Annotated in this window: 7 protein-coding genes and 1 pseudogene; 4 read left to right on the top strand and 4 right to left on the bottom strand. The window is 50.3% G+C overall.

Going from position 1 to position 11,702, the window contains the following annotated elements; genetic code table 11:
- Positions 1-293 (top strand): annotated as a pseudogene (locus H6G21_RS21165) (Uma2 family endonuclease); the annotation flags it as partial.
- Positions 294-371: 78 nt separating this feature from the next.
- Here the strand turns inward: H6G21_RS21165 and H6G21_RS21160 are convergent.
- The 4 genes from H6G21_RS21160 to H6G21_RS21145 all read right to left on the bottom strand — a co-directional run bounded on the left by H6G21_RS21160 (position 372) and on the right by H6G21_RS21145 (position 7,849).
- Positions 372-1,787 (bottom strand): DUF697 domain-containing protein, encoded by a 1,416-nt coding sequence (locus H6G21_RS21160; protein ID WP_190575669.1) that lies wholly within the window; start codon positions 1,785-1,787, stop codon positions 372-374.
- 160 nt (positions 1,788-1,947) lie between these two features.
- Positions 1,948-3,387, bottom strand: a complete 1,440-nt coding sequence (locus tag H6G21_RS21155) for a mechanosensitive ion channel family protein (RefSeq protein WP_190575667.1) — start codon at positions 3,385-3,387, stop codon at positions 1,948-1,950.
- Positions 3,388-3,541: 154 nt separating this feature from the next.
- Positions 3,542-5,704 carry an adenylate/guanylate cyclase domain-containing protein gene (locus H6G21_RS21150; RefSeq protein ID WP_242041987.1) on the bottom strand — a complete coding sequence of 721 codons (2,163 nt, stop codon included), beginning with the start codon at positions 5,702-5,704 and terminating at the stop codon, positions 3,542-3,544.
- 732 nt (positions 5,705-6,436) lie between these two features.
- Entirely contained in the window at positions 6,437-7,849 is a 1,413-nt protein-coding gene (locus H6G21_RS21145; RefSeq protein ID WP_190575664.1) for an amidase, read from the bottom strand.
- A 124-nt stretch (positions 7,850-7,973) separates the two neighbouring features.
- On the opposite strand from H6G21_RS21145, the gene moaA reads away from it, so the two are divergent.
- The 3 genes from moaA (at position 7,974) to H6G21_RS21130 (ending at position 11,700) form a co-directional block, all read left to right on the top strand.
- Positions 7,974-8,960 (top strand): GTP 3',8-cyclase MoaA, encoded by a 987-nt coding sequence (gene moaA / locus H6G21_RS21140; RefSeq protein ID WP_190575661.1) that lies wholly within the window; start codon positions 7,974-7,976, stop codon positions 8,958-8,960.
- Between the two features lie 905 nt (positions 8,961-9,865).
- The gene (gene bchM, locus H6G21_RS21135; protein WP_190575659.1) at positions 9,866-10,558 is read left to right on the top strand and encodes a magnesium protoporphyrin IX methyltransferase; all 693 of its coding nucleotides are present in this window, start codon (positions 9,866-9,868) and stop codon (positions 10,556-10,558) included.
- A 98-nt stretch (positions 10,559-10,656) separates the two neighbouring features.
- The gene (locus tag H6G21_RS21130; protein WP_242041986.1) at positions 10,657-11,700 is read left to right on the top strand and encodes an ABC transporter substrate-binding protein; all 1,044 of its coding nucleotides are present in this window, start codon (positions 10,657-10,659) and stop codon (positions 11,698-11,700) included.
- Positions 11,701-11,702 lie beyond the last annotated feature (2 nt).

Genomic DNA, 11,702 nt, shown 5'->3' with positions numbered 1-11,702 from the left:
TGGTGTTTAACGAAACCGATCGACGATTACGGTATTTCCGATTAGTTGATGGACGTTATGCCGAACAAGCGATCGCGCCTCAAAATCCGCTGATTTGGATACCTGAAATTAAGCTAGGACTGGGACTATGGACTGGGATTTTTCGTGGCATTCCCCAGGAATGGTTACGCTGGTGTGATGCTGATGGCAATTGGTTACTGACTGAAGCTGAAACGGAACGTCAAGCCCGATCGCGCCTCGAAGCCTATTTGCGATCGCAGGGTATTGATCCAGATAATCTTCCGGAATCATAAAATCGAGTAATCGATCATTGTTCTGTATACAGTATCAAATGCTCTAGAAGCTGTGTTTTGGATTGCTATCGAGTATATCTACATTAATTCCTGGCGAATACGCCAAATAATCGTATTGGGTTCCACCTGATTGAGAATTTCTTGAATCACCGTACTGGCTCCCCGATCGCCCCAAGTACAACCCCGTTCTAAATAGGCTTGGGCTGCCCGTCCAACGGCGTAGGCTCCGTAGCCTGCAATCCCTGCTTGGGCAACGGCAACCCCCGCATAGGCTCCGAGTCCCGGCGGGTTTTCAGCAGCAGTGATGGCACTGACCGTTTTACCCGCACCCAGAAAAATGCCACTGCAAATTTCACTCAACAACATACCGCCGGAACTTGCCACGATCGTCGTCAATAATTTGCCTGCTTCATAGCGGGTGAGGGGAAACCCATATAGGTTGGCTAATTCCCGGATCAACATCAAATCTGCAACCGTGCCACCCAACCAGTCCAGCAGTGGAACTGGGTTAGCTGCCACCGCGATCGCCTTATACCTTGTAAATTTCCAAATTAATGACTCCGCTTCGGCATTGCGGGCGCTGACAATTCGTTCGGCCATGCGGAGTTCGGCATCCCGTGCTTGGGTGAGGGCATTCAACGCCAAGAGCGATCGCCCCTCGCGATTGAGCAGGGTCAGAATTTTGATTTTCAATTCATCAATTTGGGGTGGCAACTTTTCCCATTCATAGCTCACGCTACCGTCGGTGTGCTCAACCCGAACTTGCATGGGAGCCGGATCGGCGGCAATCAGAACAATTTCATCTTGAGATAGCAACTGCCGCAATGGTTGGCTCTCCCCCACATACCCCTCCATGCTTAACAAGCTTTCATAGATTTCCTCACGGTGACGATCGGGGTAGAGATCAATTTTGTTAAACACTAACAGCAACGGTTTTTGAGCCTTGCGCAAATCGCAGAGTGCTTTGAATTCGGTGCGGGTAATATCTCCAGCAATGATAAAAAGAATTAAATCCACCTGTTGGGATACATCCCGAGCCATCTCTGCGCGGGTTTGACCATCCACCTCATCTAACCCAGGCGTATCGATCAGTTCAATTTGCACCTTGCTGGTATTCTGGGCGGTCAAGGCACTTTCCGTGGGCACAAAGCCACCTTTGGGCGTCCATTCAATCACCCGAGGCTTTTGGGTCACGCCATTAATCGGCCCGGTTTCCAGGACTTTTTCGCCGAGGAGTGCATTGAGGACCGCTGACTTGCCGCGACTAACTAGGCCAAAGACCGCAATCCGCACGACGTAATTGTCAATCTTGTTGAGCGTGGTAGTCAGTTGGGCCAGTTCTTTTTCCAACTGCACTTCCAGTCCCGGATTAGGAATGCGCTTTTTGGCCGATCGCAGATGCTGGGAATAGGTGACAACGGTTTGCCGGAGACTAGCACGGGCACGGTTGAGGTGGGTGTCTTGGGGATTAGGGCGGGAGGACGGAGAAACCACGGCAGATCGGTACTCTAGCGCAAAGGAACAGGTCGATCGCGGAGGGGCGATCGTTCCTATCTTAGGCGAATCTTTGGCTTAGAGGGCATCGATTCCAGGGAATCTACCGTAGTGGCCTGGGGAGATCTGTGGCCCAGGGAGATCTGTGGCTCAGGGAGATCTATCGTTCTCGTCGCATGGCATCTAAGGCTCGTTGCTGAATATCTTGGACTTGGGCAATTTCTCGGGCAAAACTGGGCTGCCGATCGATCATCTGATTCACCATGGCCAATGTCAAAGCCATCACCTCCAAATCACTTAACGCCGCGATCGTGACTGGACTCATCTCATCTGAAAACAATGCCATCACCCCAAAAAAGTCCCCAGGGTGCAGCAACATCACCTCATGCTCCTGTCCTTGACCATCGGTATAAGTCATGCAGCTTTGACCAGAGACAATGATGTACAAGTGATCACTCATTTTCCCTTGGACAATCACTCGTTCACCTCGGCCAAAATGTTGCAATCGTATTCCGGCCTCGAGGCCCGTTGCGGGGCGTTCTAGGGGAATATAGGGTGGAATCTTTTGTAAGCGATCGTCCAATTTACGTCGATCGGCCTGCTGAGTCGTTGTGGGGCCATGGTAGTGATACAGTGTGCGAATGGGAAAGGGAATGGAAAACTGATTACGTTGGGCAATGTACCAAAGACGGGTCATTAATTGACTGCGAATGCTTTCCACTGCTCCATAGTCTGCAATGTAGAACTTAATTTCATAGGTAATTGCGGAGTCTGCGTACTGGAGCGTAAAGACTTGGGGTGCAGGGTGGCTCAAGATGCCGGGGGTGGAAATCGCAAGTTCCTGGAGGGCTTGAATGACTTGATTGGGCGGATCGTTATAGGAAAAGCCAATTTGTATCCGTTCGGCATGGAGTTCTTGAGGCTGGCTGTAGTTGCGGATGACTTCATTGCTAATCAAGCGATGGGGAATGACAATCAAATGCCCCTCCAGCGTCAACAACCGCACCGATCGCCAATTCATATCCAACACCTGACCAACCACATCGCCCACCCGCAACCAATTGCCCACGGCAAAGGGCCGTTCAAAGAGCAGGGCAATTCCAGACATGATGCTGCCTAAGGTATCCTGCAACGCCAAGCCTAGGACGATCGAACTGACCCCCAGCGCCGTTGCGACCCCGGCCAAATCAGCATTCCACACGACTGCTGATACAAAGGCAGCCCCTACCACAATTAACACCAAGCGGGAGAGGTCGATCAGAAGCTTGGGAACCCGCGATCGCCAAGTATTTTCGCTGGCCTTTTCAAACAACAGCGCGTTCAGTAACGACAAGGAACCATGTAATATTGCAATCCAGAACAAGGTCGCTAAAATCTTAAAGTGACGATCGTCCGGATTCCACCGCAAAACATGCTCGGTAAATAACAGTCCTGCGAGGATGGGTAAAACAATATTACGGAAAATTTCCAAGGTTTTGGTTAATTCGGGGCGGCGTCGCGATTGGCGCTGGATTGCTTCCCCCAGCAGAATCACTAAGCAAGGAAAGCCGATGACCAAGGCTAACGACCAAAGCAAAACCGAATCAGGAACGAATTGCATATTGATTCTTGAGGACAAAAGAAAACCGGGAAGGTGAGTCTGTGTAAGAGAACGTGATCAATCAGTGTTGTCGTCGAGTAATTGGGTTAAGTCGAGTAATTGGGTCAACAAGCAAGCGTGAATCAGATCTGGAGGCTGCGCGATCGTAGTGGAATTATCCGACGGCGGCGGGATGTTTGAGTCGCCACGCCACTAAGTGTTGATTGTGGGCCAGTTCGACGAGTTCTGCGGGTTCAAAGGCGTAGAGATCTTTGAGTCGCTCGTAAATCGCGGGAGCCACGAGCATTGCCCCAGCGGGACAGGCCGATCGCAAGGTACTGGCAATATTAATTGTGTCGCCCCAAACGTCGTAGATGAAGCGATGTTTACCCACAATTCCTGCCACCACATCCCCCGCATTAATCCCAATGCGTACATTCAGCATGAGTCCATGGTCTACCTGGGCTCGTCTTAGGATCGTCAACATTTCTAAGGCAAAGTCAATCGCCCGTTTATCGTGATCTAGGTAGGCATTGGACAGGCCACAGACGGAGAGATAACTATATCCCATGGTTTTTATTTTTTCCATGCCATAGCGATCGCCAACATTATCAAAAGCTTCGACCAACTCGTTTAACAAGGTCACGCTTTCTTGGGTGGTGAGATTGGCGGTGAGTTGCACAAACCCGGTCAATTCTGCAAAAACAACAACAACATTGGGAATTTGTTCTGCAATGTCTTTCTCTCCCTTTTTGAGTCGCCGCGCGATCGCATCGGGAAACAGACTGAGAAGCAGTTGTTCATTTTCTTGACTTTTTTGCGCTACTAATTGGGTTTGCACCCGTAGACTGTGCACCATTGCATTAAATGACTGGGCTAAATGACCAAACTCATCCCGGGAATGAATCTCCGCCACGGCGTCAATCTCACCGGATTCGATCGTAGCGGCATAGTTAATCAATCGCTGAATTGGACGAATAAACCAATTAGCGATCGCCATTGCTAATAACGTTAGTAGCAACATTAATAAAGTTGCTGAAATGAGGACTTGATAGGCAAAGGAAGAAATGGGTTCATAGGCTTCTGTTAAATCCATTTCCGAAAGAATGACCCAATTCAAGCCTTCAATTCGCAAAGGAGCATAGGAACTCAGCACTGCAACATCGCGGTAATCTTGAATGATTTCTGTACCCTGCTTACCATACAGCGCTGCGTTCACGGCTCGGGTATCGACCCTTTGCTCTAGAATTGTGCTTTTATAGGCTTCAATCCGTTTGAGCGTTGTGGGAGAAGCACCTAGCTCCTGAAGCTTCTTGAGGTATCCGGCACTATCTTCGACGAGAAAGCGAGACTGTGATCGCATCAATCGATCGGCCCCGACTAAATAGGTCTCTCCAGTTTTTCCTAGGCCATCCTGCTGCCAGTTGTGATTGCCGGTCATGACGCTGTTGATTTCGTTGACGGGAATTTGTACGGCTAAGACCCCCAGAAATTCTGCGGCAAATAACTGGCTGATGTCTTGATTGGAGCCTTCCGGATTCACATTGTTGCTAGTGCCACTATCCCGATCGCTACTGTGCTGGGTTGTCTTGAAGATGGGAACGGCAATGAAGGCGGCAGCAGCTCCGTAGGATGGTGCATAGGCCGCAAAATCAATAATGTGGGCGTAGTTTTTCTGTTTGGCCTGTCGCACCGTGGCGACTAACCGCGCCAAATTAGTTTCGCTGTAGGCTCCTTGGGTTAGGTCACTGCTAAAGTCGGTTTCTTTGTAAACGGTGTAGACAATTTTGCCCGATGGGTTAATTAAAAATAGATCGTAATAACCAAATTTTTCAATAATTTCTCGAAACATTGGGTGATATTTGCTATGGAGTCGGCTGTATTCACTGCCATCGGGGGCTGTATCGAGACGATGTTTTTGGCCAACGGGATTGCGATTGCTAGCAATGTAGTGATACTGCAAATATTGGGCGGCGGGATTGGGCGGCAGGTAGGCGGAGAGAACGGGGGTGCCTTGCTCCGTTTTGGCGAGGCGGGGGAGGAATTCCCGGCTGTAGTATTGGCGTAATTCCTGTTGTGCCTTTGGGCTGATGGGGGCTTGTTCCAGTTGTTGGTAGGCGCGATCGAATTGCTGCAGGGCTTCAATCACAGTTAAGTCGGCACTGAGGGCTTGGGTATGGGAGCGCAGGGTTCTGAGGTAGGACTCAATCTGATAGCCTTTGGATGCGCGGAGGCTAGTGAGTTGGTTGAAGATACGATTGGTTAGATTGACGCGACCACTTTGATATCCTAGAAATGCAGTAATTCCAATGGAACACCCGCTGACAATCAGTAACATTACAATGAGCTTGGATTTGATACTGAGAGCGCGGAAAAATTTCATTGATGAACCAATTAGCAATATTGTCGCTAATACCATAATCAATACCCTAGCCTATCACGAAGCAACTGATCACCAGTTGATTGCTGGTTAATCTGTTTGCCTAGTATAAAAGCCCCTATCGCTTCTACACTATAACCCTAGGCAAATTCATCACTAACGACTGCTAATTGGTGGAATTCTTTCTGTCTTCGGAGAGATGTTTGGGGCTTCTGTGGATTGAATTTTGGGTGTATTGAAGCTTTTGATACGGACAGTTTTATCGATCGTTAATTACCATTTAGTTCTTTAATTCCTCCTTCATTCAGGTGGTGTTGAATTCAAGTTTTCTTATCTATGGTTCATTCGTGAATCTTTGGGGTCAGTGTGGCAATCCATGCTTTATGTTGCTGGATTCCTCATTGGCCGTTTCCACTGGATGAATTGAGACACGCTTGGAGTTGAGTCTGATGATCAAGTCCCTGTGCTTCTACAGAATTAATTGCTCTCATGCGATCGTAGATGCGTCCTTCAAAAGGAAGTAGATGCGTTTTTAAAAATATAACGGACATCCTTGAATCGACTTCAGTTCTAAAAATAAGCAATCTTAAGATTCTGAGTCATCCACTGTTGCGATCTCGTATTCATAGAACCTTTTTCAAATGGGTCTAGGTCCTATTGACTGGAACCTTTAGAGTTTGACTGGAACCTTTAGAGTGCGATCGTTGGACGCTGTTGTTGCCAATCTACGATCGCTTCTAGTTGTCTTGCTACGGCAATTAAGCTAGATTCAGCCGCTGGGCGACCGACGAGTTGTACACTCACCGGAATTCCCGCTGGAGTAAATCCCATGGGTAGCGCGATCGCGGGTTGCCCACTGACATTAAAGGCTGGACAAGGGGCAATCCAATGGATCACCTTTTGCAGGATTTGCTGGGCACTCAGTCGTTTCCAAGCCCCTACCTGTAAGTCGGGATACATCAATGTTGGTAACACCACCAGATCATAGGGTTGACAGACCTGGACGACTCGCCGTGCAAACGCATACAACCGTTGCCGCACTTGAATATACTTGCCTGCCCGGAAGAATTGAGCTTTGAACCAAAGATCTCGGTTCACCTTTTCCAGAAAAATGCCTGGAATGCCCACATCGCTATGGATTTGCCACACCAAACGAAAGGGCTCAATCATCTCACCAAATTCAAACGCTCCGAACTCCATCGGTTCGACAGTATGGCCGATCGACTCCAACAGATGGGCAGTTTTTAACACCGCCTCTCGGCAATCCGCTGAGGCGTCTCCCAGGGGGGGGATCTGGGTGGCAAAGCCAATGCGCAGTTTTCCGGGGTCGTGCTGGGTCGCTTCCAGAAAACTGGTGTTGGGATTGGGCAACCAATAGGGATCGCCGACTTCATAGCCTGCCAACACGTCTAGTAATGCGGCTGCATCCGCCACCGATCGGGCCAGGGTGCCACTGACCACGCAACCACTAAAATACTCATCCACCGGCGCACAGGAGACGCGCCCCCGCGACGGCTTGAGGCCCACTAATCCGCAACAGGCCGCTGGAATTCGCACTGATCCCCCGCCATCGGTTCCCGGTGCCACGGCACAGAGCCCCGCTGCTACGGCTGCCCCCGCGCCCCCACTCGATCCCCCGGCGGAGTAAGCCAAATTCCAGGGGGTACGGGTGGGTGCGAAACCCGGCGGTTCCACGTAGGGCAGTGCACCCAGTTGGGATGTGGAGGTTTTCCCCAGAATCACAAACCCGGCTTGCTTCATCTTGGTCGTCACCAAATCATCCTGGGCGGCGATGCGGTTGCGCAACAGTCTGACGCCGTAGCAACAGGGCATATCTTTCACGGAATTGAGATCCTTAATGCCGGTGGGGACGCCGAAAAAGGGCGGTAAATCGGCGCTGCACTGGGTGATCTGTTCGGTTTTGGCCTGGGCATCCTGCAAGGCTTGTTCCGCCGCTACATGGAAAAAAGCCCCCAGTTGGGGATCTAACCGTTCAATGCGATCGAGATAGAGTTGGGTCAGTTCCAGGGGGGAGATGACCTTTTCTCGAATTAACCGAGCTTGTTCCAGCGCAGAAGTGAAGGCTAAGTCAGTAGGATTCATAGACGCGATCGAGCAGCCAAGGGAGAACGAGGTTGATGTTTAATCTAAGCAAGATGCCACAGCTTAGCGTTAAGGTGAGATCAAGTTTAACAATTGGCACAGAGTCGCTTGGCCTGGGATGGTTATGAATCGGATCGATTATCTGCGGATTAGTCTTGTCGATCGGTGCAACTTTCGCTGTACCTACTGTATGCCAGAGGACGCAGATATTCAGTACGCGCCCTCACCTCAGCTCCTCACTCCAGCGGAATTGCTCATCCTGTTGCGCGGGGTTTTTCTCCCCCTAGGGTTTACGCGGTTTCGCTTGACGGGGGGTGAGCCGCTGATTCATCCACAGGTCGTGGAGCTAGTCCGATCGATCGCCCAATGGCCGGAAACCCAGGACTTGTCCATGACCACCAATGGGTTTCTCCTGGCGGCAAAAGCCCAGGATTTATATGATGCTGGATTGCGACGGCTCAATATCAGTCTGGATTCCTTGGAGCCGGACATTTTCGATCGCATTATTGGCAACCGGGGGCCATCGCGCTGGTCTGCGGTCTGGGATGGCATCCAAGCCGCCTATCGTGTGGGCTTTAATCCCCTCAAGCTCAATGTGGTGGTGATACCCGGTGTGAATGATCACGAAATTCTAGATTTGGCCGCCTTAACGATCGATCGGGACTGGCATGTGCGGTTTATTGAATTTATGCCGATCGGTAACCATGATTTGTTCCACGATCGGGGCTGGATCAACTCTGAGGACTTGCGGCAACGGATTCGCGATCGTTGGGGATTAGCCACGGGCCAGGTGCGCGGTAATGGCCCCGCCGACATCTTCCAAATTCCCGGAGCCAAGGGAACTGTAGGTTTTATCAGTCAGATGTCCGAATGCTTTTGCGATCGGTGTAACCGGATGCGCCTCTCGGCGGATGGGTGGCTGCGTCCTTGCTTGCTGAATGAAATGGGGCAGATTGATTTGCGGAGTCAACTGCGCCAAGGGATTGAAATCGAGCACCTGCGAGAACAGGTTAAAGCCTTGCTTGATCTCAAGCCAGAAATTAACTACAAGCTACGGGAATCGGGAACGACAGGACTGTATACCCGAACCATGTCCCAAATTGGAGGGTGATTTTCTACAGAAAATATAAAATTGTATCACTGGACTCTACAGCATGGGGGAAAGAGAGGCAAAATAAAAAGGGCACCCACTCAGTGCCCCACAGATACTCAGATCAGTTTGTCACAGCAAAAAAACACCATAAATGACTTATGGCAACACTAAACATTTATGTTGCCTCAAGTTTTACCTGGGGAAATTCTTGCTTATTCTTCAAGATAGATGAAAAAACGGGATCAATACAATCTCTATATGAAAACTTAACCTGTTTAAAGGAGTATTTATACCGATCGTGTTACCAATTTCCACTGAATAATTGGTATTTTCAGAACATATAAGGCTCTTTCCACCAAATTGCGGGGATTTTTCTAGGAAATAGCAGTTTTTTCACCTTTGGATTTTTTTCTGACTTTTCCTAATCCCTTTGATGACTGGGTTTTCAGTGGATGGAAGAGGATGAAAATTATTCGAATAGTTTGAGTCCGTAGTCTATTTGTTTTTAAAGTTTGTATGAGAGGGGTGTGATAGTCTTGACATTGAGTAATGTCTATGGGTATCCATCGCTGGGCATTCATGGGTATACAGTACTCTGCCTGAAATTAGCTGTGACGATCGGGCGACCAGTTTGCTCAAAAGCTAGGGCATCAGTGTGCTCAAAAAAATTTCTCAAAAAAATTTCTCAAAAAATGGGTCTGGTAATGGGGCGGTACCCTTACGTCTGGGATGTGGGGCGGCGTAAGTTGTGGTGTAAGTTTATGTGCGGCTGTATAAGTTGCGGATCAATTTAAGGTTGGTCAGCGATGGCCAGAAGAGAGCGGCGGAGAAGAGAGCGGTGGAGAAGAGATTTATGGCGGTTGGGCTGGTCGGTTCCTGATAGGATTTATCTGATTGAGAGGATCAGACCACAAGCAGGATATATGAACGTAGCTGACGATAAAACCGTTGTTCGAGACTATTTCAACTCTAAAGGGTTCGATCGCTGGCGACGAATCTATGGCGAAACCGACGAAGTCAACAAAGTCCAACGGGACATTCGCGAAGGTCACCAGCAAACGATCGACCATGTACTGCGTTGGATTGAAGAAGATGGCAATGTGAGCGATCTCACCATTTGTGATGCAGGATGTGGCGTGGGAAGCCTCAGCATTCCCCTGGCCAAGGCCGGCGCAAAGGTGTTTGCTAGCGACATTTCCGAAAAAATGGTCGGTGAGGCCCAGGAACGGGCTGCCCAAGAACTGGGGGAAGCCCAATCCAATGTCAGCTTCCATGCCCAGGATTTGGAAACCCTAGACGGCAAATACCACACGGTGATTTGTCTAGATGTGCTGATCCACTATCCACCGGACAAGGCGGGGGAAATGATTGCCCACCTCAGTTCCTTAGCAGAATCGCGCTTAATTCTCAGCTTTGCGCCCAAGACGCTCTGTTATTCGCTGCTAAAACGGATTGGTGACTTTTTCCCAGGGCCCAGCAAAGCCACCCGCGCTTACCTCCATCCGGAATCCTATGTGGTTAAGATTTTGGAAGAGCAGGGCTGGAAGATTGATCGCAATGAGATGACCAAAACTCGGTTCTACTTCTCCCGTTTGTTGGAAGCTGTGCGAGCCTAGGAACCGAATCTTCAGGTGATCTGTGAATACCTAGATCTGTGAACACCTAGTTGCCAAACCCGCCTCCCCGATCGACCCCTACGCCATTGAGAGGAAGGATGATGAAACCATTGGGATTGATCCAGCCGCAGTCCGATCGCCCCGTTAGATGGCCCTTATTCCTGGGGCGATCGACGATCGCAGCAACAACGCTCACCGGACTGTTCACCTACGGCTGTGGCCAAACTGCGACAACGCCGGGACAAGCGAAGGCCCCTGCGATCGCCGTCACCCAAATTGTGGAACATCCCTCCCTCAATGCCGTGCGCGATGGCCTCAAGGCAGAACTGATCCAGGCGGGTTATCAGCCCGATCAAACCCTGAAATGGCAGTGGGAAAGCGCCCAGGGCAACCCGAGTTTGGCGGCCCAGATTGCCAAGAAGTTTGCCGGGGATAATCCCAATGTCGTGGTGGCCATTTCCACCCCCTCGGCTCAGGCCGTGGCTGCGGCTGCCCCCAAGTTGCCGCTGGTATTCTCAACGGTGACCGATCCCCTAGGCGCTAAGTTGGTGAGTAACTTGCAAAAACCCGGTGGATTAATTACCGGTGTGAGTGACCTGACTCCGGTGGACAAGCACCTGCAACTAATCACGCAAATTACGCCCAAGGTAAAGCGGATTGGTGTGCTTTACAACGCGGGCGAATCTAATTCGGTTTCCCTCGTTAAATTGCTGAAGGCGGCGGCGGCCAATCAAAAGCTGGAAGTGGTAGAAGCTACGGTGGCCAACACCAGCGAAGTGGCCAATGCGGCGAAGAGTTTAATTGGTCGCACCGATGCCATTTACATTCCCACAGACAACACCGCTGTGTCAGCACTGGAGTCGGTGATCCAGGTGGGGGTGCAGAACAAATTGCCCGTGTATGCCGGAGATAATGACTCCGTGGAGCGGGGGGCGATCGCCAGCCTGGGCTTTGACTATTACGATGTGGGGCGGCAGACGGGCAAACTGGTGGTACGGGTGCTGCGGGGCGAAAAACCGGGCGAGATTGCCGTGGAAACTCCGACAAAGTTGAATTTGACGATTAATGCCAAATCCGCCCAGCAAATGGGGGTGACGGTGCCAGAAAAAGTACTCTCCCAAGCGGCGAAGGTGATTAAATAAAA

The sequence above is a fragment of the Alkalinema sp. FACHB-956 genome (assembly GCF_014697025.1).
GTDB lineage: Bacteria > Cyanobacteriota > Cyanobacteriia > Leptolyngbyales > Leptolyngbyaceae > Alkalinema.
Note: the sequence above shows the minus strand (reverse complement) of the source record. Positions and strands in the feature narration are given on the sequence as shown.